At 36.6% G+C, this 26,542-nt stretch carries 19 protein-coding genes; 11 read left to right on the top strand and 8 right to left on the bottom strand.

Annotated elements, in window-relative coordinates; genetic code table 11:
- The first annotated feature begins 568 nt into the window (after positions 1–568).
- Positions 569–1,384, top strand: a complete 816-nt coding sequence (locus tag BLQ87_RS02560; RefSeq protein WP_074604553.1) for a hypothetical protein — start codon at positions 569–571, stop codon at positions 1,382–1,384.
- Positions 1,385–1,481: 97 nt separating this feature from the next.
- Here the strand turns inward: BLQ87_RS02560 and BLQ87_RS02555 are convergent, their stop codons facing one another.
- Together BLQ87_RS02555 and BLQ87_RS02550 are read right to left on the bottom strand one after the other, a co-directional pair.
- Positions 1,482–2,426: an AlbA family DNA-binding domain-containing protein gene (locus BLQ87_RS02555; RefSeq protein ID WP_074604552.1), complete on the bottom strand. Its 945-nt coding sequence runs from the start codon at positions 2,424–2,426 to the stop codon at positions 1,482–1,484.
- Between the two features lie 120 nt (positions 2,427–2,546).
- A complete protein-coding gene (locus BLQ87_RS02550) occupies positions 2,547–3,425 on the bottom strand; it encodes a DUF4238 domain-containing protein (protein WP_074604551.1) in 879 nt (292 codons plus the stop codon).
- 594 nt (positions 3,426–4,019) lie between these two features.
- Between BLQ87_RS02550 and BLQ87_RS02545 the strand changes: the two genes are divergently transcribed.
- The 5 genes from BLQ87_RS02545 to BLQ87_RS02525 all read left to right on the top strand — a co-directional run bounded on the left by BLQ87_RS02545 (position 4,020) and on the right by BLQ87_RS02525 (position 7,430).
- A complete protein-coding gene (locus BLQ87_RS02545) occupies positions 4,020–4,487 on the top strand; it encodes a hypothetical protein (protein ID WP_074604550.1) in 468 nt (155 codons plus the stop codon).
- 372 nt (positions 4,488–4,859) lie between these two features.
- A complete protein-coding gene (locus BLQ87_RS02540) occupies positions 4,860–5,354 on the top strand; it encodes a hypothetical protein (protein WP_074604549.1) in 495 nt (164 codons plus the stop codon).
- Entirely contained in the window at positions 5,347–5,943 is a 597-nt protein-coding gene (locus BLQ87_RS02535) for a helix-turn-helix domain-containing protein (protein WP_074604548.1), read from the top strand. The genes BLQ87_RS02540 and BLQ87_RS02535 overlap by 8 nt, the downstream gene beginning before the upstream one ends.
- Positions 5,940–6,365, top strand: coding sequence for a hypothetical protein (locus BLQ87_RS02530; protein WP_074604547.1), 426 nt, complete (start codon positions 5,940–5,942; stop codon positions 6,363–6,365). The genes BLQ87_RS02535 and BLQ87_RS02530 overlap by 4 nt, the downstream gene beginning before the upstream one ends.
- Positions 6,366–6,719: 354 nt before the next feature.
- The gene (locus BLQ87_RS02525) at positions 6,720–7,430 is read left to right on the top strand and encodes a hypothetical protein (protein WP_074604546.1); all 711 of its coding nucleotides are present in this window, start codon (positions 6,720–6,722) and stop codon (positions 7,428–7,430) included.
- 243 nt (positions 7,431–7,673) lie between these two features.
- Here the strand turns inward: BLQ87_RS02525 and BLQ87_RS02520 are convergent, their stop codons facing one another.
- On the bottom strand, positions 7,674–8,822 hold the full coding sequence (locus tag BLQ87_RS02520; protein WP_083361648.1) for a PIN domain-containing protein: 1,149 nt from the start codon (positions 8,820–8,822) through the stop codon (positions 7,674–7,676).
- Positions 8,823–9,288: 466 nt separating this feature from the next.
- On the opposite strand from BLQ87_RS02520, the gene BLQ87_RS02515 reads away from it, so the two are divergent.
- Positions 9,289–10,185, top strand: coding sequence for a DNA-processing protein DprA (locus BLQ87_RS02515; RefSeq protein WP_074604544.1), 897 nt, complete (start codon positions 9,289–9,291; stop codon positions 10,183–10,185).
- A complete protein-coding gene (locus BLQ87_RS02510) occupies positions 10,185–10,832 on the top strand; it encodes a hypothetical protein (protein WP_074604543.1) in 648 nt (215 codons plus the stop codon). The genes BLQ87_RS02515 and BLQ87_RS02510 overlap by 1 nt, the downstream gene beginning before the upstream one ends.
- Positions 10,833–10,961: 129 nt before the next feature.
- Here BLQ87_RS02510 and BLQ87_RS02505 read toward each other — a convergent pair whose 3' ends face one another.
- The gene (locus BLQ87_RS02505; RefSeq protein ID WP_074604542.1) at positions 10,962–13,550 is read right to left on the bottom strand and encodes a DEAD/DEAH box helicase; all 2,589 of its coding nucleotides are present in this window, start codon (positions 13,548–13,550) and stop codon (positions 10,962–10,964) included.
- Positions 13,547–14,476, bottom strand: coding sequence for a HamA C-terminal domain-containing protein (locus BLQ87_RS02500; protein ID WP_074604541.1), 930 nt, complete (start codon positions 14,474–14,476; stop codon positions 13,547–13,549). Before BLQ87_RS02500 ends, BLQ87_RS02505 begins: the two co-directional genes overlap by 4 nt.
- Positions 14,477–14,715: 239 nt before the next feature.
- Here BLQ87_RS02500 and BLQ87_RS02495 point away from each other — a divergent pair, with 239 nt between their 5' ends.
- From BLQ87_RS02495 to fucP, 3 genes are all read left to right on the top strand, one after another.
- Positions 14,716–16,374 (top strand): DUF6035 family protein, encoded by a 1,659-nt coding sequence (locus tag BLQ87_RS02495; RefSeq protein WP_074604540.1) that lies wholly within the window; start codon positions 14,716–14,718, stop codon positions 16,372–16,374.
- 81 nt (positions 16,375–16,455) lie between these two features.
- Positions 16,456–18,030 (top strand): hypothetical protein, encoded by a 1,575-nt coding sequence (locus BLQ87_RS02490; protein ID WP_074604539.1) that lies wholly within the window; start codon positions 16,456–16,458, stop codon positions 18,028–18,030.
- 164 nt (positions 18,031–18,194) lie between these two features.
- On the top strand, positions 18,195–19,427 hold the full coding sequence (gene fucP / locus BLQ87_RS02485; RefSeq protein ID WP_074604538.1) for an L-fucose:H+ symporter permease: 1,233 nt from the start codon (positions 18,195–18,197) through the stop codon (positions 19,425–19,427).
- A gap of 453 nt (positions 19,428–19,880) precedes the next feature.
- Here the strand turns inward: fucP and BLQ87_RS02480 are convergent, their stop codons facing one another.
- The 3 genes from BLQ87_RS02480 to BLQ87_RS02470 all read right to left on the bottom strand — a co-directional run bounded on the left by BLQ87_RS02480 (position 19,881) and on the right by BLQ87_RS02470 (position 26,235).
- The gene (locus BLQ87_RS02480; protein WP_074604537.1) at positions 19,881–21,002 is read right to left on the bottom strand and encodes a glycoside hydrolase family 76 protein; all 1,122 of its coding nucleotides are present in this window, start codon (positions 21,000–21,002) and stop codon (positions 19,881–19,883) included.
- A 77-nt stretch (positions 21,003–21,079) separates the two neighbouring features.
- A complete protein-coding gene (locus BLQ87_RS02475) occupies positions 21,080–22,888 on the bottom strand; it encodes a RagB/SusD family nutrient uptake outer membrane protein (protein WP_074604536.1) in 1,809 nt (602 codons plus the stop codon).
- A 20-nt stretch (positions 22,889–22,908) separates the two neighbouring features.
- Positions 22,909–26,235 carry a SusC/RagA family TonB-linked outer membrane protein gene (locus BLQ87_RS02470; protein ID WP_245723780.1) on the bottom strand — a complete coding sequence of 1,109 codons (3,327 nt, stop codon included), beginning with the start codon at positions 26,233–26,235 and terminating at the stop codon, positions 22,909–22,911.
- Between the last annotated feature and the right edge of the window lie 307 nt (positions 26,236–26,542).

Below are 26,542 nucleotides of genomic sequence, written 5' to 3'. Positions count from 1 at the left end.
TGCCATATCCAGTTATATTATTTGTACTAAAATAGTTAAGCTAAATCAATATTCCAATTTTATTTCCCTGTCAAACATTCATCACCGCCAGGGGTTACCACTTAACTTTTAGACAGTTGTCAAGCTCCTTTACATCCTTTCTTTAAGACTCAGGACTCCTCCCTTATTCCCTGGGACCTTTAATTTAAATATAGAATAAAATTTAAGTAAATTAATTACGTTAAGCGTCAAACATAAAAAACCTCATTAAAACACATTTAAGGCTGAGTTTAGACTTCAAAAACATTCAAAATCATTGATTCTACACACCAATTATACCCGTATTTATCCCCTTTTTGTATAATAAATCTAACCATTTTTAGAGCGACAGACTATTAACAACGCATAATCTCAGATAAGATTGAGATTCTTTCCATCACTAGAAAAAAACCTCTCGCAAAAAAACTCTAAACAAACCATCTTACTTTTATTTTTGAGGATTATATAACAGGCTTGGTTGGTTGTGTATATTTGAATAAACGGCTTCCCGCTTAATTTAAAACACTGAAAGAATTTATAACCGCTAAAAATGGACGACAAAAAAGTATATTCACCCGTTGCCCTACCTGATTTTAGAATGGTAAGACCAAAAGCCTACCTAGTGGAAAAAAGTACTTTTGTCTATCAAAGTCATCAGACCTCAGTGTTTATGCTGACCAAGGACAGCGGCATTAGTTTTTTCACACCAAATGGCGTCGCAATGTTTCTCAACAAAGCAAGAAAAGAATACTCAGTAGCAGAATCAATCTACTGTACGCTAATAAAAGCCAAATTGAAACCAGGTTTAATTTACGTGATAAAGCCCGAGGAACTCTGTCAACTGTATGATTATTTCGAGAGTGTGCAATCCTGCATTATCATGATCTATTCTGCAATTGAAGCGATCTGTAACGTAGCAATTCCAGAAGACTATACGATCACAAAAAAAAATGGAAAGGGCATCACAGAAATTTGGGATAAAACTGCAATAGAAAAGTGGATGCCCACTGAAGAAAAAGTTGGAAAAGTTTTACCTGAGATTCTAAACGTAGAAAGTCCGAAAACACTGCCATTTTGGGAAAACTTCAAGAAACTCAAAGAAATCCGCGACAAGATCATTCATCAAAAGCAGTCAATAGGTAAACCTAATGAAATCGAATCTGCTTTCTTGAATATTCTACTTGAAGAATCGATTTTTAATAAGATTAAAGCTGGTTCCGATCTCATTGAATATTACTGCGAGATGGATCAGACCCATCAATACTTTCCAATGATAAGAGCCGATACTCCAATAAGAGTTCATTTCGTTAATGACACCTCGGAAATACCAGGATACAAGGTGTCATCTGAACGACGACAACAATAAGCTTTCCAATGACAAAACTCAAGGATCCCTAGTTAACTTTTGGTTTAAATAATGGCGACTAGACACCAGGGAGAGATGTAATTATTTCTATTATACCTTAGGAAATCAAATCTGAATTATAATTTACCTGAATTGTATTTATAGCGATAACGCCACTGATCGGCTCTGCGTTGTCTGCATAGACCGTCCATTTTATGCTCTGTGATGAATCAATAGGTCTGGTAGCCAGCTCAATTTCGGAAAAATCTAGTTTTGTTCTTAGTCGGGGTAGAAGCGGATCGTAACGCGAGGGTCCATAAGTATAAGTTGGAGCCAAGCCCGGTCCCCAGGTTTTGACATCAATAAGGTCACGTATGGTATTGTCACCAAATCGTTCCGCAATTTCCTGATCCAATTCCCTGGGATTGGCCAATAAACACACAGGGATCTGTAGATAACAGTTGATATACTGTGCTAAAACGCTGCCTGTATTTCTTGCAAAAACTTTCAAAAAGCTGGTAGTCCTCTGAAAGTCAATGCCATTTGTATTTATTTCAAACTCGATCGCTAAAGAAGGGTGTTTTGTCCGGTTAAATACATCCCTGATCTCATAATCATTCATCGGCTGTACGTTGAAATTGTATCGCCTGTAGTAACGATGATCAAGCGCTTGGTGGGCAGTAACACTTTGTTTTATATCTACAACATATACGACTTTGTCATCATCATCGTCTATAATAATCGGAAAAATTTCATAACTGATTAACCGGGGCTGTATTGTACTTTGAATGATAGCCTCCAGCCACTCTTTTGATATGGTTTTCCTGTCAATAGGATCAATCTCACCTACTAGGTGCCTGTTAGAAGGATTCTCTTTAAGCCCATAGATAATAATTCCCCCTCCAGCATTAGCAAACGCGGAAATGTCTTTCGAGATCTCCTTTTTCGCGGTATCCTTGGTGGACAAAGCGCCACTAGCCTTAAATTCAAGCATTTGGCTTTCCTCGATTTTGCCGCTTATAATACTCTCGAGATAGGTTTGAGTGTATAAAGTATTAGACATAATTACACATATTTATTCCAATATAATCAGTCTATTGAGCAACCTACAATATATTTGATGATTTACAATAAATAATGGTTTTAACGAACCAAAACCATATAAAAACTCTCGATTTGGATATTAAGCTTTTGCTGGTGATCCAATGGTTGCCTCGAAAAAATGCTGCCCGATAAATCCGACTTTACGCATTCGTTTAATCGTTTTTCTTAAAAAGCCCTCATTCTTGCAGGCAACGGTTTTATAAGCATAGTTGACCAAGTCAGAATTAATCCTGAAAACGACTTCGCTATTCTGGTCTTTGATTTCCACAAGTGTCGTCGGATAATGTCCCATTGCAACAGACCTGCCAAGTATAAAAAGTTTATCAGATATTGGTAAACCAAGCTGAATTACCCGTCCAGTTTCAAAATTTTCTCTAATCAAAAAACCGGATGTATCAGGGACAATAAAATGATCGGCTGATTTAATCGATACTATGGCAAAGGTCATCGGGTCCATTTTCATTAACATTTTTGTGGCTATATCTATGTAGCCTTTAAGGTTTGAATAAAGCACCTGATCATGTTTTAACTTCTGCTCAACTATTCCTCCCGCACTTTTGAAATGTTCATCAAAAGAGGCCAATGCATTATCCAGCCCCTTTTTATAATGTGGATTTCGGTACTCACCGACAAGAGCCATCAGGGCCAAAAAATTCAAGTCATTATAGATAGTACCAATTAGCGAGTGATCATCATAAAGTCGTTTTATCGATTGAATATGCTTGGAAAAATTATCCTCAAACATTACCCTAAGTTCATATTCCATGGACTGCTGATCAATAACATCGCCAACCAAACGGGTATTGAGGTTATTTAAACTAAAAATCTTTTTTGTGCCAGGCTTATGATAAAAATTGTTGATTTCCTTATCATAAAGATAAATGCGCTTCTCCTGGGTATTAAAGAACTCTTTAAGGTGACATTCGGATACATAATGGTGATTTACTGGTGTAGACATGAGCGTTCGTAATTTATTAAAGATACTAATTAAGCTAAGTTACCCAATGATCAAACTCCAGCACTTCCTTATCAACAATAACTCGCCTTTATCTCCTTTTTTAAGGCTTAATTTTTAAAATTTTCATTGATAACCTCCAAATATTTAGTGTTACGGATATCTTTTGGTTGATGTTGAAAAGAAATCTTTAAATGATTCATTTTTATATGTGACCTTCAGGAAAAATGCGCTCAATGGAAAATGAACTAGAGACAAAAAAAATATCCTTCCAATTTAGTCAGACTGATTTAAACTTTCTTGTTACACCAATAAAAGAATCTCATAGGGATTCTTTTATTGGTTCAAGTGTCAGCAGATGGACGTGAAAGCTTAATTAAATTTCACGGGTTTAACGGATGGACAGTAGTGGGTGGTCAAAGTATCTACACCGATATCCTATCTATCTTAGGGAAGCTTATTGAAACTGAATACCCTGAGTTATTTTAAATATAGCATCACAAGTCAGGTATGACTGCTGTACTAATGTGATCATTCCTTTAACTAAATATTATATAAGTAATTACTTAACTTTACACTTATATAAATTACGCTCAGATGGAAAAACCCTGGATTCTAGAAATCCCAATTCTTAAAACTTTAAGTCTTACTCTATTAGCTGTTCATTGTATGGGTATACCTCTAGTGTTAGGTATTAACACATATCCTAATTTCTTCGCAACTACAGACTTTTTAAAGTTGATTTTTATTACCACTAGTTTTGGAGTCATTTTTACTTGCGGGATATTTGCAATCCTATTATTGAAAGAAGTTATTAGCAATAGCTACCGTGCCTATGATGTAAAATTGTATGAAACACTCTTAGTTAATATACTCATCTGTTTTTGCCTGGGTGACCTCACGTTAATCGCTCACTATATGTCAGATAGAATAATTTTAGATATACCTGCCTACACTATGTTTTTCTTGTCTGGTGTATTTGGGGTAGTGATGTATGATGTTCTCAAAAAAGTTGGCAATAGAAGAAATCAACCAGATGATGATCTACCTCCCACCGGTGAATAAATGATCCGCTTCTTTGGCTGTAATCTGCTGCACCATTTGTCCTAAATCGAATGAGATATGATCTTTTTGATATCAGTGTATAACTCTGGTAGTTCAACCACAAAGAATTTTTGAGGGGAACCCATTTTTTCTAAATCTACAACCAGTCTAGATTGTAATCAGAAGGAAGACAGACTACCTGATGAATTGAGGCTCCGAACATATCCGTAGATTTCAACTTCAATGGTAATTTAAAAGTATAAACTTCCAAATTTTATATAGATTAGACCTGAATTCCAAGAGTCTAACAGCCTCTAGAATTGTCAGAAATTTTATTTATAAGTAAAATTTCGTTAAATTTATCCCGAAAACCGAATAAAATTGTATATTTAAGTGAACTTTAAAATTACAAAACTTGAATCATTGAGTGGATCTAAAGCTTCCATATATACAATTTTACCTGAAGGCAGAACCACTTCATTATTTCATGACTTTTTGATAAAAAACAGTGTTACCAATGAAAAAGAGGTACAAGATATACTGGGAAGAATTAAACTAATGGCGGATAAAGAGGGAGCAAGAGAAGGTTATTTCAAGCTGAATGAAGGTAAGATTGGAGATTCGGTATGCGCTTTGTATGACAGACCAGGATCTAAGGTTCGGCTTTATTGTATCAGGATGGGTAACACTGCCATTATATTGGGCGATGGTGGACCAAAAAGTAAGTCAATCAGATCCTGGCAACAGGATCCAGCTTTATCAAAAAGCGTAAATGAACTGATTGAAATACATGAGATGATATATGAACGGATACTTAATAAAGAGATTCGATGGGCCCCAAATTATAAAGATTTAATTGGCGATCTAGATTTTAACGAAAATGAGTAAGATAAATAAGGCGGAAGAATTAACAGAGAATGCGCTGATACAATCACTACTTGGTAAAATTGATCCTGCCGAACAACAGCGGATTGGGATCAGAATGAAAGTTGCAGGAGTGATTGCTGATCAGCTAGTCGAGCAAAAATTATCCAAAGGCCAGCTTGCGGAGAAACTGGGGAGAAATCCATCAGTTATTGCCAAGTGGCTAAGTGGTACACACAATTTCACTATTGACACTTTGAGCGATATCAGTGGTTGTCTAGCAATCCCTATGTCCGCGTTTTTCACAGAACCGGAAGAACCCATACTTTCTTCTTTACATTTTGAAGTCAAAGATCTGTTTCAAGGAATCAGTCGATATGCTCTCTGGTCCGATTTTCCGATTGTAAGAAAGAACATCCTAGCACTCCCGACTGATGTCGACTATATAACAAAAATGTATTCGAAAGTTACTGAATTTCGAACTCAAGGAAGTTTTGAATCAAAGACAGGCATAACCCCAAGTTTTATCCAACTTAAAATCCATGGTGATCATTTTGCCGTTTCGGATGAAAAAATAGAGCATATAGACCCTAAGTCTCTTTCAAAAGTATGAGCAAGTCACAAAATCAAGAAATCCTTTACCATTTATCCAGTATCGAGCTTATTGGTACGGAGCTTAGCATACCTGCAGATTTCACAAGCAAGGAAACCTATGATTATGATGTGAATGTGGAAAGTCGTTTAAATCATAAAAACCAAATGGTCCGGCTAAAACTGGAAATACAAATCAAAGCTGGAGAAATCAGGTATGGTAGTCTAAGCTCAGTATTTTGGTATTCTATCGCTAATTATGATAAAGTATTCATGAAAAATAAATCCGGCATATATAAAATCCCAGACGGCCTTCTACTTTCTCTGAATGCCATTTCCATATCTACAGCCAGAGGCATGCTGTTTTCTGCCTTTCGAGGAACAGCTCTTCACAATGCATTATTACCGATCATTGATGCGAAAGATTTTTTACAACCCCATTGATCATCAAAAGAATTGTATTCAAACCAATATTTAACATATTCATTAGAAGTCCGATCCAAAATAATAGATGAATTCAAATTTTATATATTATATACTTCTATAGATATAAATGTTGACCATTTCGGATGGATACACCATTAGAATTCTTAAGTAATCATCAAAAGATGCAAATGGAATTGAATTTTGGCTTGAAAATACTGAGAGACTTAATCTCCAAAAAAAATCATCGGTAATATATACAAAGACTTCATTACTTTTTAGCTTTATACATACAACAAAAAGCAACTATTTGAAAATTCTAGCAGAACCGCAGCGTGAATTACTCAGGTTTCCAATTTTATTTATTTTTATAGAATGTTAATAAAAGAACTCATAGACCAGTCAAAGAAACTGGGCTGGGATAAGATGATTTATCCATTATTTAGCTTATGGCAAAAGATGCTTACTATATTTTTAATACTGCTGTTTGTTACTGCCTTGGGCTACACTATTTTTTGTGGTATACGGGATCTTAAGAGTCTACAATTCTATATCGCAGTCCTGGGACTATTCATCAACTTATTTGGAGGAATCTTTATTGTGATGAAGATGTCAGATGCTAAATGGAAACTACTGGAAAGGAGATTTCAACACACTCAGCGCATCAGTAGTCCAGTTCTCTCATATGATATCTATGTTGATAAAATCAAATCTGTATTTATACGTCATGATTCTTTAAACAGAGAAGATATTGCCTTTATCATCAATGGATTAAAGTATCAGGGTTCTATACCTTCATACAGATATAAAATATTCAAATTCTCCTATGCTATATTTTTCGTTATTCTCGGCATGTCTTTGAAGTCCTATAATGCAAATCAGGACATGAAATTTGAAGATCTATGGAATAATTTTTTGTATTACACGCTAATTTTAGGAAGCTTAGGTCTTTTTATAGGTATAATTGAGAGAGCAGTGGTCAGAGACTTTTACATGTCCTGGATGAAGGATAAATATAACATAGAACTGATACGGTATCTGGAGGAGATTTCCCTCAGCATTAAAAAACCAGCCACAACAGAATAGGTCAGGATTTAGGTTTAATAAGAATTAGCTTATAATAATTAACTTCTTTCCCACAACTGGGCGCAAATTTATAGTTCTTTTTTTACAAATCTAGATGAGATACTATGTTGTCCAATTTGGGCTAATTTTAAGTTTATTGAATTCCTGTAAGTGCATCAGACAAAAAGGAATAAACTAATGCTAATCTGTAAACAATAGCATAAATAACAATGGAAGAAATTACTTTGAATACCTAAAGTTAGTTTAAGACGGGCGATAGTAATAACCATCAAGTTTATCGATTAGGTCTTCAGCCAGTGGAACACTCGTATATGAGCAATTTATAAAAACCTTTGCCGCATTTTCATAACCTTTTTCATCAAGTGTAGTTTGAAAAGTAATTTCTGCAGTCTGCGTGAAGGTAAATGTTTTACGAACATCATTTTGAGTTGAGCCAAACGGCTTGTTACTTTCTTTATTAAAAAAAGCATAAGAATAGTCGTCGTAAGTTATTCTAGCTGAGAATGAGATATCATAATCCAATTGCAAAACTGTTTCACCATTTTTAACTTTATCTAATACAGTAGAATAATCATGTAATTCTAAGTCATCGATTTCAATATCCTCTAACTCTAAGTCATATCCTGTTTCATTAACAAGTTTCTCTTCAAATGCTTCGGAAATTACTTGCTTAATAACTTCCTCATGCTTTTCAAAAACGGATTGTATCCAATATTTCCTCTTGTCTGTATCATTCTGGCTATTAATCAGACTGAGTATATCTTTTAAAGATTTAACCGTCAAAATTGTGCTTGACCTCGTTTCAAACATATCATTATCGCCAGAAATCATATAAATCTTTTGGTTTGATGTCTTACACCAGTGTTCAATAGATGAAAGTACGATCGCATCAGGAAATTCGTGTTTCTTTTTTCCTTGTCCAAAAGGCTTAGATTGCTCAAAATACTTAGTAACAATATCAGTCAAATCTGCAGTGTGGTATGGAATGAACTCAATATTAGCTTCAGTAAGAAAGCTGTTTAAATCTATAGTTATTTTATCTAGTTGGCTATCGAATTCTATTTTTGGCAAGTCCAGATAGGGCTTAAACTCTTCAATATTCTTTAAGATCTTTCCTTTATTAGCAAACTTCTTCTTAAATTCATTGAGATCCTGAATTGCATTCATCAAATCATTTGCCGCATTATGAATAATTTCGTGACGGGTAATCTCAGTCATAAAAATTTTAACAACACCACTTTTACCAAATTCGCTGAGCCGTTTCAAGTTTTCACTTTGGAAGTAATTATTAGCAACAAAAGCCTGTGTATCGATATAAATGTTTTTAGTCTTCAGTAAAGACGTATTTGATGTCTTAATGATTGGTGGATTTGGGGTCTTGAGCATAGGCATAAAAGTATCACTATAATTTAATATTTCTCATTCTTGCTCAATAGATTTATAATGATCATATCGACTGAGGTATGCGGGTTAGCTTCTCTAGAAGATTTTTTTAAAGGGTGTCTATAAACCTATATCCTTCTAAGCAACCTCTTTCAAATCCGGCCAACATTTGCGACATGAAATTGATATCAGATTATAGCAATTATTAGCAGGAAAGTGATAATTTTGCAGACTAACAGCGTAAATTACTAATTTTTTTAGTATTTTTGCAAATCAATACAGAACAAAGTATTGAGAACATAACATTGTTAGTAAAAAGATAGGTCCCATTTTCTTGTTTATTTGTGATTTAATTACTTACTTACAATAAACTTGAACATAATAACTATCAGAATTAAAACGATCTCTCTAATAAAAGCGTTATAGCATTGTTAAAACTTTGCAGAAAATTGTACAAGTTTAAAATTTTAAAATCATGATAGCCGAGAAAAAAAGGACAAATGTTTTTAGAAATTCAATTTCGCCATTAACAGAAATTGCAGCGTATGAAGCATTGTGGACCAACAGAAAAGCTAGTTTTAAATCACTTTCGGAATTATTCAAAAGTCAACCGGGAAGCAAGCCGTCGGATTTTGTTAATGCTGATCAGATATCAGAATTATTACCAACTATCAAGGATCTGGTTATAAAAAAAGATTCAAAATATAATGTAAACCTATTAATAAAAAGCACGTTTGATTTTCCTGACAGACTTAAAGATGCTAAAGAACCTGTTCAGGTACTCTATTATTCCGGGAATTTAGATTATCTAAATACGCGTTCGGTAGCGATCGTGGGCAGTAGAAACCCTTCCCCAGAAGGTATTAAACGCGCGGCCAAATTAGCTAAATTATTAGTTCAGGATGATTTCACTATTGTTTCCGGCTTAGCCCAAGGCATAGACACAGTTGCCCATAAAACAGCCATTGAAGCTAAAGGAAGGACAATTGCGGTAATCGGAACTCCGCTACATGATTTTTATCCAAAAGAGAATAAAGAGCTTCAAAACTTTATCGCTAATCAACATTTGTTAATCAGTCAAGTTCCATTCGTGAGATATACCCAACAGGGAATTCATGGTAATCGTTTGTTTTTTCCTGAAAGGAATAAGACAATGTCTGCTTTGACAGAGGCCACAATCATTATTGAGGCTGGAGAGACATCTGGAACCTTAATTCAGGCCAGGGCAGCAATACAACAAGGACGGAAGTTATTTATCTTAGAAAGCTGTTTTCAAAATAAAAACATAACCTGGCCAGCGAAGTATGAAAAATTAGGTGCTCATAGGGTTAAAGAATATTCAGATATTATTAACGTACTAAATCAACATTAATGGTTTATAACCCTCTCGCAATTGACGATTTAGTAAGAAGTGCACACAGACATTTAACAATTGAGGACGAATGTTACTACGTAATGGTTTATACTTCAAGGAGTGGATGGGCCTATAGTGATGAAAATAACTTGATCAGCAACCTCAAAAAAAAGATGGACAAGAAAGGGACATCACAGTGGCCGCATAAAGAAAGAGCTATTCAAACCCTTGGGCAGATATTTCAGAATACTTTACCATTAATTATAGATTTTGAAACAACGACCATTGTGCCAATCCCCCCTTCAAAAAGCAAAACTGATCCATTGTACGACACCCGTCTAAACCAAATATTAGATCTAGCGACTAAAAACAAAAAGGTAGATATTAGGAATTTAATTGCGGTAAACGAAAGTGTTGAAGCCACGCACACCTTGGAAGAAGCAGGCAAAAGAAGGCCGACTGTTGCTGAAATTAAAGAGAACTATAGCTTCGACGACACCTTAGTGCCGAATTTAAAGCCCATAATTATGCTATTTGATGACGTACTGACTACTGGCGCGCATTATATCGCCTGTAAAGAAGTAATTCAAGCTGGATTCCCAGATGCAGAAATTTATGGTTTATTTATTGCCAGAAGAGAACTTCCACCAGAAAATTTCGAATAGTCTCATTATAGTAGTCATTTAACCATCTACCCCTATTTTTATCTTTGGTCTTTGTTTTTTTTTTAAAACTGGCTTGGTGATTCCGTATTCTTCATTTTATCAATAAAGTTATAAATCAGAGGACTAACACTAAAGCATCTTATTAATTTCATCATATTCAATCGAGTTGTGTTTAAATAGACTTATAAGACCTTCTTTATTTACCCCCTTCAACCTCCCCTCTTCAACATTTAGATATATTCTACCCCGAGCGAAGATTGACAATGCCGTATGACGAGACAAACCAACATTTTGTAAGGCAATTACAGTTCTGTTCTGTGTTCCGTATTCTAATAAATTTGCCCAATTCTCTCCAGCCTTATCCTCTCCCAAAATACTCAACAACATCTGATAGTAGTGATTAAAATATTTTTCCAATAAAAAACGTAGAACGTACTCAATATCATCGATTACATTTTCTATGACGATATTCATGTGTTTAACATTACCTTCTTCAAACGGAACATAAGTACTGAAGTCAACTTCCACGTTAGCTTTAGCATTCGTATAATAATCAATTGATTGCTGAATGATCTGATTTAAATTAAATCCTTTAATCCATTGAGTCATCAAAGTTGCGTAGTAGGACATGCTATTTATATTATTCAACTTCTTTTCAGCATCAGGCCAGTTGTAAAGTACATGGAATTTTTCGAGTAGTGATTTACAGGTTTCATAAAATCCCTCACTATTACTATTTGGTAATAGAATACTAATACCGTTTTTGTGGTCTTTTACTAGGCGATCATATACCAGCTGCTGGATATTAATATTAATTGAGGGATTGCTATTTAATACATTAAACGGCACAGTAATATTCTGCCCCTTCTTTTTTGCTAAATCAATAATCGCTTCTTTTTTATCTGCAATCAGCTTATTAATAATGGGACTTTGATAAGTAGACTTTGTTTGCAAACTATCTATGGAGATGATATTGGCGATATATTTCAATACATCTTTTTCTACCTGTGTACCAGAAATTGATTCCTCTTGTAGAATCTTCTCGATTTTTTTCAAATTTGCATCAATGCGAGAAATCACAGTAGGAGTAATCTTAATCTCCTTCTTCTGTAAAATTGAATCTTTATTATCCCAATTGCAGTCATCGTGTCGGATACAATAAATATTACCTGATAGTTCCACATTTAAACGTCCTGCGCGTCCCACAAGGTTCCAAAAATCTATTTCCTCTAGTTTATTGCGACCATTTTTGTTGTTGAGTACAAACAAATTCTTTGTAGGCATATTTACACCTTCCAATAATGTTGAAGTACAGAAAACATAGGTTACTAATTCATTTTTATATAAATACTCTACCAGGTTTCTGATGAGCTGAGGTAATCGTCCATGATGATAAGCTACCCCTTTAGTCAATAAATCTGCTAAATAATAATCAGAATGAACGTATTCTTTGATTTGGACAATAGCCTTTTGCACCTCAGGATGAAGATCATTATTAGCGGGACGGGAGTCAGCGAATGTTTTAGCCAAATTTATCGTCTTCTGTTTACTATTATTATAGATTAGATTATTTTGCCCTCGTCCTAAATAGGTGATCACGTCAACAACTGTCTCAAGGCGTTCATCAAAAGGCAATAATCTATTTTGGACTACACTTTTTTGGATGGTCTCTAAACGTTTTTCGATTAAATCTACAAAATAGATGTTTTGCGTAACCGGTGATTCACTGGTTTTAAAGATATTACCGATGGAATTCCGATCGAAAAGATTCAGAAATACCTCAGGATTGGAAACATTAGGAGAAGAAAAATAAAGTTTCAGATTTTGCCCATATTTAATCAAGGATTTTTCAATCGCTGCATAGGTAGTAATACTTCTGGTGTCTTTTTGTTGTGCTAACTTATGTGCCTCATCTACGAACAAAAAACCAACTGAGGTTTGATGGTCATTACCTAAGAATGAAATTAATCGCTCAGGGGTCAGCACCATTATATAATTAAAACTCTCTTCTGTCAGTTCGTTTACACTGGAATTGGTAATAATCTTATATTTAAAAGTCTTCAAATCTGCATTCAAATCATTCTTTAGGTCAAGTGCAAATTGATTAATTAATGCCCTGGTGGGTACTATAATTACCATATTTTCCCTTGGAGCGTTTCGAATGATTTTTTTTATAAAGGCTTTAATAATAAAAGATTTACCCATAGAGGTAGGACCAGAAAAGCTAAATTCAGTACTGCTAACCAACTTGGAATAGAGCTGATATTGAGCATCTGTAAATACCAGATCTTTTTGGTAAGGTACTGCTTGTAAAATTTTTTTGGATTCCATCTGCAAAATCCTATAGAATGGAATCTCAGCTAGGTTTTCATTCTTTTCTTCCAAATAGTTTATAGCTGGGAAATTGCCTAATTTCGAATAAACGGCCTTGGCCACTGTTCTGTAAAAAACATTCGATGAGAAAGTGGAATTTAAATGAGTGATAATTTGATAAGCATACCTTCTCGCCTCTACATCATCAGAATTAGAAAGTAAATCGGCATATCGTAGTGAGTCCTTCAGCTCTTTATTCGATAACATTTCAACATGATCATCAAGTTTACCATCGAAGTTAAAGTTTGCAGACGCGTTTGCTTGTGCACATTTATCCAATAATCCATAAAAATAAGGCTCATGTAATATCTCAACAGTAAGTTTATCAATTAAAGCAGTGCTCATTTTGTCAGTTGATTAATAATGTCGATTCGGGTGTCGGCAAGACTACTAAAAGGAATGACGTAGACATAAAAGCTATAACCGACAAATTCAGCTTTTTTAATTTGATAATTGATAGAAGCGATACTGCCCTCCAACTCGGCTTTAATTTTATCTCTAATATGAATCCTGAAATCGGAATTTGATTTTTGAAGCTCATCTTTGGTGATCTCCAAATCAAATCCCAGAAATATTCCAAATGAATGATCCATATAGGTAGTATCCTCCTTAGCGCTAGGGAGTAAGATTTTCTTCAGCGTTTGATATGCAGAATCATCAAACACTTCTTTAACTAACTGACTGTTGACCAAATCTAATTCAAAGTTCAGCTTATTTTTTCTGTCTTCTAATAAACTAGCTATAGAGGAAAAGGCTTGGTAAATGCCTTGTGTAAGGTTGGCATGTAATTTAGATTCACCAAATACCAATTGATAATCCTTATCCGAAATTTTCAATAAATGAACACCATCAGCACCATGAACATACATCTGATTTGATGTTTTAACCTCTAGTTTACTTAAAATTTTTGGTGCATTTAGATGACACTCCAGTAAGCAATATAATAACAATTCGCCAAGCTCCCCTCCCTCACCATTTGATGCTTTGGGATCTGCTCTCTCTTTTTCGACATATTCCCTTAATTTGTCTTTAGATTTTTTAATCAGGGTATTGAGTTCATCCTTTTGCTTTAAAGATTCTACTTCTGTTCTTGATAGCGCAAAATGGTAGAGTTTATTACCTAAAAGTTCAACCAAATCACCATAAGCAAAACTATTATTTGCAATTTTCAGCGTAAAAAGATTTAGCTTATTAGAGTTTTCAAGTTGATAATCGCTTATATCAGCATAAAAAAGATCTAAAAAATCATTCTGTATGGAAGTTTTTATCATTTGGTTAGATTGCGTTAGTCCTAAAATGCATATAAAAATTAATACACTCACCTAATTTATATAGATTTATTATTATATTTTTTTTGTTATCAAGAAATATTAACGCTGCAAAATTCTAAAAACACCGCATTTATCAAATTACTAAAAAAAATAATCTGTGGAAAAGAAAGCGTAAATATCTATTAATGGTTCAGTAACTTCGTAAAAGGGGCAACTACTTACAAGTAAAACATAAGAATGTGAAAGAACGTGCTATTAAACTGGCATTTGATAAACAAGCAGGCATTTTTTTAGACGCAGATGATGTGTTCTTCAACACTCGTGACGCTTTCGCAATAAGGGAAGAGTATAGTCGTAAAAAATTATTTTGTTACGAATGCGACCAATCTTTATATATCACAGCAAGTAAATTTGATCGGCTCTTTTTTAGGCATGGGCCAAATGCTGGGAGTTGCATACTGAAAGACAAGAAGTTTTCAAGCCTTGAGCTAACACTTTATAATGACACATTAACAGCAAAAGAAAGCCCAAGGCATCGTGATCTAAAAAACAAAATTGCTGAACTTTTGAAAGTTACTGATGGGGTTGAAAAAGATTCTGTCTTTGCGGATACTCACTATTTATTTCATGGGAAAGAAAAACGTCGGCCTGATGTATATTGCAAATATCAGGGAAAAGAGATAGTTTTTGAAATCCAGCTCTCAGCGCTTTCATTCCGCTACATCCTAGATCGCCGGGATTTCTATCGTAAAAAAGGAATATATCTTGTCTGGATTCTGGATGCTTTTGATGTGAAGGGTCAGAGCCATACAGAAAGAGACATTAAATATCTAAGTTCTTACCAAAACTTTTTTAAACTAGATGAGACCAGTATTGAAATGAGACTGGTCTGCACCTACAAATCACCTTATATCAACGAAAAAAATCAACTCCATAGCCCCTGGACCTCCAGGTCACTCACATTTGATCAATTAAGGTTCTGTTCCCAGGAGCTTCAGGTTTATTATCTGGATTATGCAAAAAAATTAAAATCAGAACAGATACGACTTGAAGAAATAGAAGAAAGTATCCGTCAAAAAGCCCAGGAAAAACAGGACCAAGAATATCGTCAAAGAAGTCAGCAAAAAGTTAGCGATCTAATAAGCAAAATGGCAACTTACCGCAGAAATCAATATGACTTTTATAAGTTTCCATCTATATTAGATGGGTTTAGTGACGGTGATTTATATGTATTGAATCAAAAGTTAAGCTTCGACAAAGTCCATAAACAAAAGACCCAATTAAATTACTACTTAAGTGCTGCAATAAACGGTGACTTTTCTTTTATCAATTTTTTGTTGGCAGAACAACGTATTGAATTCGATGTAAATAAAACTAATCTGGATGGCACAACCACGTTACAGGAATTACTCAATAATCCCTGCCTTTACAATCATAAGAATACGCTTCTTCCTTTTCTTTTTCAACGAGGTTATAATTTAAGCCAGAGAGATATTGATTTTTATGAAACCAGGCCTCATCCGCCCCAACAAGATATTGAAGCGGACATCGTTTTATTAAAATGTTGCAACAGTCTTTCAGAAAAAGGACTTTCGACGCAAGTTTTCCGAAATGCTAGGCTCATCACCATAATAGAAAGTGCAAAGCAAAAAAAGATCATTGGCACCAGATTGCCTGGTTGGCTTGCCTTTGCCATGAACGTAGTGATCAGCTATAAACGGAATTGGGAATATATTCAAGAGGCCTTTGAATACTACAAACTTACAGATGTAATTGTTGCTCATGATAAAAAGGGAAATTTTCAAAAAAAAGTTGCAGAATATCAACTCAACATGCCGGAACAACAGAAAGAAGTGCTAGAACTATTGGTTGATCTTTACCCGGAAGTATATTTTTAACTTGAATCCATCAATAGTAAAAAGATCATAAACTCTTGAGCCCCAATTACCGGAAGCAAAAATCTGCAAAGTAAAAGAACAATGAAGCCTAAATCCTACACGCTTCTAGAAGCTTATCAATATCTTAAGAAGTACCAGCTTTCTGACAGCCTTTATTTAATCGGGGCTGTTAATGCAGCTCTTAAATATGGTTCGGCACATTTGCAAACCGATGATATTCCTAAAGAGGTAGCCATCTGGCTCGGCCGTGCTACTCAACCTGGAATGAGGTTTAACATCTACACAAGTGCAACTCGTCTGGCAAGGTTACTTTTGCTTTCGGGAACTAACGACTACCGTGGAAAACCATTGTCGCTATTAGACAATTCACTGCCTTTTGCGCTTGATGTAGCTGGAGCTAGCTATGATCCTGAATTAGAGGATCAGTTAAAAAATGCTTCTTCTAATTTAACAAATAATATTTTAGGAAGGATAGGACAAACCCAGTTTCCATTACAAGGTAATAGGTTGAGTCTTATTGGAAGGGCATTGTTGTTATTTGAAATGCTGCCACAATCCGTAAACGGAAACTATTCAATAAATCAAAAGCTGACAGAATATTTCGACATCAACGTTATGGAATTTATAACCACGGGTCTGGCCTTATGGATCAAATGTGATGGTTCAATAGACTATAATCTTGAAATAGAAAGCCCTCTGGATAAATACGCCAATGATGCTACACAACAAGCGTTTTTAAAACTATCCTCAGGTACATCCGAAGACTATAAAAGAATCATCCGGGGTGAAAACTGGAAAGTTCCGAGCAAACTTTTTGACACCTATTTCCTGGAGCCCTTACTTCAAATGCCAGCTATTAAAGTAGAGGCCTCTTCCACACTAAAAAAAGGAGCTTACGTGGTTCCCCAGTCTAAATACCTACTGGATAGAGCCAGCACAGGCATATTTTACCTCTTGGCGGACAAAGAGCAACAGCTTGGTCAGGCAGCCGGTAAAATGAAACAAAATGCTTTTAGAGTTTACTTTGGCGATGTCTATCGTGCTTATGTCAAAACACAGCTCATGCAGGCAAATGGAGATACCCTGCTTATAGATCTGGATGAAGACTTTGAAAACAAATCGGGAGAAAAACTACCAGATTTCGCCCTCATCCAGGGAAACACCTGTATTGTTATCGAAGTAAAAACCTCATTACTTACCCTAAAATCAAGGGCTTTCTTTGATGAAGCCACAATGGAACAGGAGATCAAGGCTGGGAGTTTTAAAAAAGCAGTGATTCAGCTGTATGAATTCCGTAACCGCATCCTGCTAAATCAAACAGGTGATCCAAGATTTAAATTTGTCAGTGAAGTTATCAGCATTTTGGCGGGATATGAAGACATATTTGTACTTAATTCATATTTACTTCCAATGTTGGATGAACAATATGGCAAACTGACTAAAAACCTACAGCTTGCCTCTATTTCCGATATAGACTCACTTGGAAGCATTTTAGGAGAAGGCCAATCAATCACAGAGTTGATGAAACTCAAAATAAACAATAGTGAGACAAGGAGCTGGATGCTTGAGCAATACCTAAAAGACCATATTCATACTGAAAACAAGGTACTAAAGGAAGGATTCAACTCTTTACTAGAAAGGTTAAGAGTCCTCTGATAACAGAGTACAGCAAAAATACACTAGTACGCTGAATAAAAAATGCACTCATAAATTGCTATGATTAAAAATTACTAATGTTGCTAAATCATTTTAGTATAACTATGTTTGAATATACTTTTATAGTTAATAATCTCTGAACCAACCAAATTAAACATTGAGCCATGCAGAAAAAAGCAACCTTCACCGACAGAAAATTCCTTGTCACCCTCGTATTTGTCACTTCCCTTTTTATGTTCTGGGGCATCGCCATCACCATGGCTGATGTACTGAACAAACATTTTCAACACACCATGAGCCTGTCCAAATCGCAATCAGCATTTGTACAGTTTGCTGTTTTTGGTGCTTATGCCGTCATGGGCATCCCTGCGGGATTGTTTATGAAACGCTTTGGCTATAAAAAGGGCGTGCTTTTGGGCTTGTCCATATTTGCGGCAGGAGCCTTTCTTTTTGTACCGGCAGCCAATATTTCTTCCTTCGCCTTTTTTGGCATCGCCCTATTCATTGTGGGCTGTGGTTTATCTACACTGGAGACCGTTGCACACCCATTCGTAGCCTCATTAGGTGATCAGCGTACCAGCGATCAGCGCATCAATTTCGCCCAATCTTTCAATGCGGTTGGTGCTATGCTCGGCCCTGCAATTGGCAGTTATTTTTTATTGCGCAATAACGTGGAGGGCAGCACAGACTTAACATCAGTCAAGATCCTGTATGCAGTAATTGGCATAGTTATTTTACTAGTGGCTGTATCCTTTTCTTTTGTCAAAGTTCCGCCTACCACAGACCCTCATGCGGTTGCTGAAGTAGATGAAGCTGCGATGAACATCGATGTTGCTCCGGAGAAAAAGCTATTCGACCATAAACATTTTGTATGGGCTGTCGCGGCACAATTCTTTAATGTAGCAGCCCAGGCTGGTACATGGGCGTTTTTCATCAATTACGCTCACGAAAAAATGGGCTTTAGCGATGCTAAGGCAGGAAACTATATGGTTTTATTTATGGGAATGATGCTCGCAGGACGCTTTATCGGAACATTTTTGATGCGGGTAATTGCACCCAACAAATTACTGGCGATCTTCGCCTTAGGCAATATCGTTATGTGTATCATTGTAGCGCAAAGTTTTGGCCTGGTATCGTTCATCGCTTTACTGATGATCAATTTCTTTTTCAGCATTATGTTTCCTACCATATTTAGTTTGGGTCTTAAGAACCTTGGCGCACGTACCCAGCAGGCAGCCTCATTTTTATCTATGGGTGTAGTGGGCGGCGCATTTTTTCCATTTATCATGGGTGCGGTAGCCGACAAATCTGGTATTGCGACTGCTTATTATACTCCGATTATCTGCTATATCGTAATCTTCTTGTTCGCTTACAAATTTTATAAAGTAAAACACTAGTACACCAAATGGCTAAACTCTCTATTAAGGATGTCACATAGCGATGTAATAACTAATCAAAATGTTTTCCTTTGTTCCTAATGGCAGAGCCCATGAAAAACGGATCAGTACTGAACTTAAAGAGAAGATTCTTGAAACTATTGAGGATACCGGCTATAAGCAAAATTAGTTTGTGCGAGGTATGAGAATAGGGAAAGCAAATATCATCGGATTAATCGTAAAACATATTCTATGATATTTGCTTTCCGCAGTAGCCAAGATTATTGAAGAGGCCGGTTATAAAAGAGGATGTAAGTTCATCTACTCGTCACCAATAAAATACCGGTAGTCCTTTTCGAGCGGTATTTTATTGGTATAGAAGCAGACTAAGCAAATACAAAAAAATATTCCCGACAAAAAAAGCGGGAATATTAATGAGTAAGTCCAATAAACGTTCCTAAAAAGGCATTTTGATTAATTAGCTATCGGGTCAAACAATTGCATAAAAGCGACACCACTACTCGCTTCGAAGGACTGTATAACACCAGTTGGACATGCAACTTTGTAATCTCTGAACATGAGTGTTCTTTTTTGGTCGCGGTTTACCCAAGCTAGATTAATATTGTAGTGCATCCATTCACTATATTGGCTCTGTCCCGCATCGACGATCAACATTTGCATGTACTGCGCAAAAACTGCTTTTAACACTCCTTGTTCATTCCATTCGCCCTCTGCGGGTAAAACACCCTTACCATCAGACATTTTATTTTTTGTATAATCTGCGGCTAACTTAGCGTCCGTTAAAAAGTCCTGATCATTTGTAGCCTTAAACAACATAACTGCTGCTCCAATAAAAGTTCCCTGATTATAAGTGTAATCTTCAAATCCCGGCGGGTTATTACCAACTTTATGATCTGCAACCCTTCCTGTTGAAGTCTGAAACAGATTTGTTCGGGACCAGGTGTAGATATTCTTAGCCTTATCCATATAGTCTTGTTTTTTAGTAATGTTATATAGGGTCATTGCAGCGATAACAGTAGGATAATTAATACAAGCATTCTTTCCATCTACTTTCCAACTCCAACGCATACCTCCATCTATGGGATCGTATGAATTATCCCATACGTATTTGAAACCCGCTGTTGCTACATCCAAATATTTTTGATCGTTTGTCAATTCGTAAGCACGGGATAAAGAAATAATCCACCACATCATGTCATCATAAATAAAACCATTGATTTCTTTAACTTTCTTCCAGTCAAAATTAGAATAGGCCAGGGCACCTCCCTGATAAATTTCATTAACCAATTTTAGATGGGCCTCGCTTTTACTTCTTTTATAAGCAGCCATGGCGCTATCCCAGAATACAGCCTGTGTCCAACCCTCAGCAATATCTTTTCTATCGCTTTTACTGTAGTACAATTTCCTATTAGTATCGTAAAATGCAGTATTAAATGAGTCAAATGCATTGTTTGCGTCAATCAGACTAAATGTTTTTGGCTTTGTGAGTGAAGGAGACGGAGTTGCTGCGCCATCACTTTTTTTTCCACAGTTAGAAAGCAGCAGTACTAAACCTAAAGTTTTTAAAATATTCATAAATCAGAGTTTAAAGGAGTGAAAATTCAGGCAGCACAAGTACTGCCTGAATAATTAAAAATTAACGTAAAAAGAACTTACCAACCAGGATTCTGTATTAATAGTTTATCGACATTGACATCTTTGGAAGGTATTGGCCATAAATAATGTTTCTTGGTAAACACCCGGTTTTCAAATGGCACCACATTTAAGAACCCAGGAAGATTAGAAGTAATATTTAAACCATAGATGGGTCCATTATCCGTTACTTCCGCAATTTTCCAACGTCTGGTGTCAAAATACCTTACATTTTCAAATGCAAGCTCAACTCTACGTTCTTTCCTAATAGCTTCACGCATCTCAGCCTGACCTGCAGGAACTGGCAGATTTCCAGTTCCATCATATTGAGGAATGCCCGCACGTTCCCTAATCAGGTTTAAGTATTTCAGGATATCCGTATTACCTGGTTCGGCTTCATTTAAAGCTTCTGCATAGTCTAAATAGACATTGGCGAGTCTATACAAAATATTTGTCCGATTATCTATCGCCCATTTGCCAAGCCCCATAGCCTTGCGAACAATATAACCAGTAGTTGTGTAATCGCCCCCACCTGTTGCTTTTCCTGAATTTCCGTTATTGTAAAGCTCCGTTGTAATATCCCCATTTGCCGTATTTAACCAAGTACTACCATTGTAAGTAATGTTCACGTAAAAACGTGGTTCTCTGTTTACCCACTGGTTGTAGATTCCTACTTTAGTATACTTAGTGGCTACAGTTGCAAACCCCGAATTGACATATCCGGATTGTGAATCATCGATACTTCTCCCATTTGCTGTAAAGAAAGCATCCACCTGATTTTGAGTGGCCCCAAGTCCACCAGAACCCCTCGAATCAGAGTTTTTACCGTTATGGTAGGGTGTTAACTCATATTGTCTCGACCCTATTGAACTTTGTACACGAGCAAAAATAACTTCAGAATTCCAGTCATTTAAGAATAGATCGCGACACGACAAGTATGGATCATAATTACCAGCAGCATCATTTTTTCGAAACAAACTATAGGTTCCCGGTACAAACTGAGTGATGAAAGCTTTGTAAACATCGGCCGCTTTTTTCCACTTATTTACATCAACAGATTGGCTAACTAGTTGTTTACCATCTGTATTTTTTAAATTCGACAGATCACTGTTACCGTTATACAATGGACTTGCGGCCAATAGTAAAGTTTGCGCTTTAAAGGCAAGAGCAATACCTTTTGTAATGCGCCCATAGCTGTCATCATTAACGGCAACTAAAGGCAAATCTGCAGCTGCTTTGTCCAATTCAGTCGTTACGTAGGTAACGCATTCATCAAAGGAATTTCTTGGCAGCTGGATTTCTTCCGCGGGAGCATCGGGAGGAGTTACTGTTTCTCCAAGCAAGATAACAGGCCCAAAAAGACGCATAATATAAAAGTAATACATAGCCCTCAGCGCTCTGGCCTCTGCTTTGTATTGTACTTTCAATTCAGGGCTCATGTCATTGGAAACCTTATCGACATTAGCCATAAAAAAACTCGCAGAACGGATTCCACGATAATAGTTATTCCAGAAATCTCCAACAAAACCGGTATTGGCATCCCAACTACCAATGTTCATAGAGTTGGATTGCACAAAACCCCATACAAAATCGGCTTCATCCGAGCCCCCTGTCCAAAGGCCGGCATTCTTGTTACCACCGGGATTTCTTTGTCCAAATTCATCAGGAATGTTATTGTAAACATTAGCCAGAAATTTTTCCGCGCTTGCCCTATTGGCAAAAGTTTCTTCCAGCGTTAGTCTGTCATTAGGAACCTGATCCAGATATTTTTTGCATGATGACGCAAGCGTTAAACATGATATTAATGAGATATAGATAAACTTTTTCATAATTCTATTTATCAAACGAGTTAAAATTTAACATTTAATCCAAGGGACACATTTGCAGTCATCGGATACTTTGTTCCGTTCGCCCTACTTCTATCTACTGGATTGGTATTCAGCTCAGGATCCCATAGTTTAAATTTGCTGAATGTCAGCAGGTTTGTACCGATTGCATATACTGCCACGTTACCCAATTTAAATCTTGAGGTGAAGCTTTTAGGGAGGTTATAGCTAATCTGAGCACTTTTTAATCTCAAAAAATTAACTTCTTTTATCCACCATGAACTTTCCAATGAGTTGTTTACATTTTGGGCTTCACCATAAGCCAAACGAGGGTAAAATACCTGTTGACTAGGATTCTCGGGAGTCCATCGGTCGGTAATATTACTGAACACATTGCTCTCTCCTCCATTAAATGGAATGATCCCATTGCCGCCTAGCATAACATCAGCATTTTGCAGCGCCTGGAATAAAGTGCTTATTGCAAAGCCTTTATAAGACAGGTTAAATCCAAAACCATAAACCAGGTTAGGAATGTCTCCCCTTCCTATTCTTGTTTTATCATAATCATTAATTACACCATCACCGTTAAGATCTTTGTATTTAATATCCCCAGGTAAGATGCTCGCCTTAGATCCGGGTACTGCGCTTGCGTCTATTTCTTCCTTAGAGTCAAACAACTTCTCAGCTACGTAACCGTAGCGGGAAAGTACATTATCACCAATGCGGTTCATCCATGGATAAGGTTGTACCGGACGGTCATCTTGTAACAATTTGTCCTGGTTATAAGTAATGGTCCCTCTAAGGCCCAGGTCTACCTGCCCTATTTTTAGATTGTATTCTAATGTAGCATCAATCCCTCTATTATCTACAACACCAAGATTTCCCCATGGAGAGTTTGTTAAACCTATAAACCCTGGAATAGATCCTCTTTGCAGGAAGATACCCGTACGGTGTTCTTTAAACACATCTACTATTAAATGCAGATTGTCATTTAAGGTACGGATCTCCATTCCTAAATCTTGTTTTCTTGATTCCGCCCAGGTAATGTCTACTCCGTAATCGGTGACATTGATTCCTTTGTAAGTGGTAAAATTCTTTCCGAATTGATAACCATTGTCATTTTCAGAAACCAGTGTTAAATAGGCAAATCTTCTTCCGTTAATTTGTCCGATTCCCGTCACCCCATCAGAGTATCTGAATTTAAGAAAGGATATGGTACTTTTAATTGGCTCCCAGAATTTCTCATTTGAAGGAATCCAACCGATTCCAAAAGCAGGAAAGGCGCCATAACGTTTCTGTGGTGCAAAAAGCTCTGAGCCGTTGTATCCAAAATTGAATTCCGCAAAATAGCGATCATCATAGGAATAGGTCGCACGGGCGGCTAAACCCAACATACGCCTAGGTATAGAAGCCGTAAAATCTCCTGCAAAAGGTTCCGTCGCATCGCTGGCATACCCCAATAACAAGGCACCTACTCTATGTTTTCCAAATGCACGGTCATAGTTTAAAGCCGCTTCTGTATAGGTTTTTCTGTTTCCATTACGATCCGGATTGAAGCTTAAATAGTTACCTCCGCTGGTAAACGTTTCTCTTAAGTTTAAGCTACCATCCGCTTTATACGGAGAATTTGTTCCTGGTAGATTCTCAGGAAAGTAAGTGCTCTCTCTTTTTGACCTTTTAATGAAATTTTGGTTATAGGAGTCGAAAGAAAACATACCTGTTGCTGTTAATCCCTGGGTTAGCATACTCAAATCCTGAGTTAACCTCATATTGGTATACAACTGATTTTTAAATTCAGTACGGTATCCTCTTCGGGTTAAATCTGCATATGGATTTCTCTGTCCGCCGTTAGAAGCTTTTCCAGGAATAAAATCACCAGGATACATGACCGGATAGATCACAGGAGTAATGTCCATAGCTGTTCCAAAAATATCCTGGGTATTTTCGCCTGGATAGTTTCCGGTCGAAGCATAGCCTTGCAAACCAAGATCGAGTTTTGTGGTCCTGGTTAATTTCAGATTTAAATTACTGGTAAAGTTATATCTCTTATAATCCAATGAGGAATTGTATTGTTTCAGGCTGTTGGTCTTTAAAAAACCTGTCTCATTGTAATAAGCTAAAGACACGTAATATTGCGCCTTGTCTACACCTCCACTTGCGTTTAGATTGGCACGTCTGTTATTACTGGATTTGTTCAGGATCTCGTCCATCCAATTGACATTTGGATAAAGTAAGGGATCAGCCTTTGAAGCCGTTTTATCGATATAATCCTGCGTATACTGCACAATTCCACCCCGGCCAACACTCGCTTCATTAGCCATATTCATATAGCTCAGTCCTTCAGCCATTTCTGGTCTTTTAGTAAATGTACTGATGCCTTCGTTGTAGTCAAATAAAATAGAATTCTTACCCACTTTACCCGTTTTTGTTTGCACTAAAACCACACCATTGGCCCCTCGCACACCATATACAGCCGTCCCGGATGCATCCTTTAATATCGTGAAGGACTCGATATCTTCAGGATCAATATTGTCGATTGAACGCTCTACCCCATCTACTAAAACTAAAGGATCGCTTTTATTGCCACCGAAAGTGGAGATACCACGAATCCAGATGTCAGCAGTACTTCTTCCTGGCTCGCCACTTCGTTGTACACCAACCACGCCTGCAATACGGCCGGCCAGCGATTGCGTTACACTCGCTACTGGTTGTTTAAGTTCTTTAGCATTGATTGTAGACTGAGCACCGATCAATGAAACTTTTCTTTGTGTTCCAAAACCCACAACAGCCACTTCTTCCAGGGCATTGTCACTTGGTTTAAGTGTAATACTCAAATTTTTATCTCCGGTTACCGGCACTTCCTGAGTTTCATATCCGATATAGGTAACGACCAATATTGCCCCTGGTCCGGGAACTGTAATGTTAAAGCTACCATTAACGTCTGTTGAAGTCGAAACCAGACTGCCTTTAACTTTTATACCAACACCAGGTATTCTTTTTCCGGTTTCATCTACGACGATCCCTCTCAGTACAATTTGCTGGAGCTTCTCTGAAAAATCAGACTTTTTAGTGAGAAAAATCGTTTTATCTACTAAAGCATAACTAATTGCCAACCGCTTAAAACAAGCATCCAATGCTTCTTCCAGAGAGACATTATTCACCTTTACCGAAAGGGTTTCTTTTGCGGGATCAAAGTCGTTACTCAGAAACACGTAGCCTGTTTGTCTTTTTATTTCTTTCAGTACTGCCGAGAGGGATTGATTATTTTCTTTCAGCGTAACTCTCTGTGCAATGACGGAGGCGCTTGCCTGTACCAGGGCTATCATGAGGATGAAAGTGGTCAGTTTCATTTTCAATAGCAATTTAGGGCCTATCCAAAAAGTGGACAGACCAGGGTTAAAAGCACTTATTTTCATTTTGCTTAAAAATTGTCCAAATAAGAAGCATGGCAGAGAATTTTGATCACAGTGAAGAGATGTAATCTCGATGCCGTTTCTTACATTTGGTTGGTTTGGGTTAATACAGAAATTGTTGAATTCTTTTTTTCCGATGATATCATCAGAGGGATTAACTCAAACTTATATCCAGGCAATGGCTCTAATCATTGTCTGGATTTTTCATTTGAGGCCCCTGCTAGGCTCAGTTCCGCAATCGTAT

The sequence above is a fragment of the Pedobacter steynii genome (genome assembly GCF_900103665.1).
GTDB classification, from domain to species: Bacteria; Bacteroidota; Bacteroidia; order Sphingobacteriales; family Sphingobacteriaceae; genus Pedobacter; species Pedobacter steynii.
The sequence above is the reverse complement of the archived record's forward strand: the minus strand, read 5'-3'. Positions and strand labels throughout refer to the sequence as shown.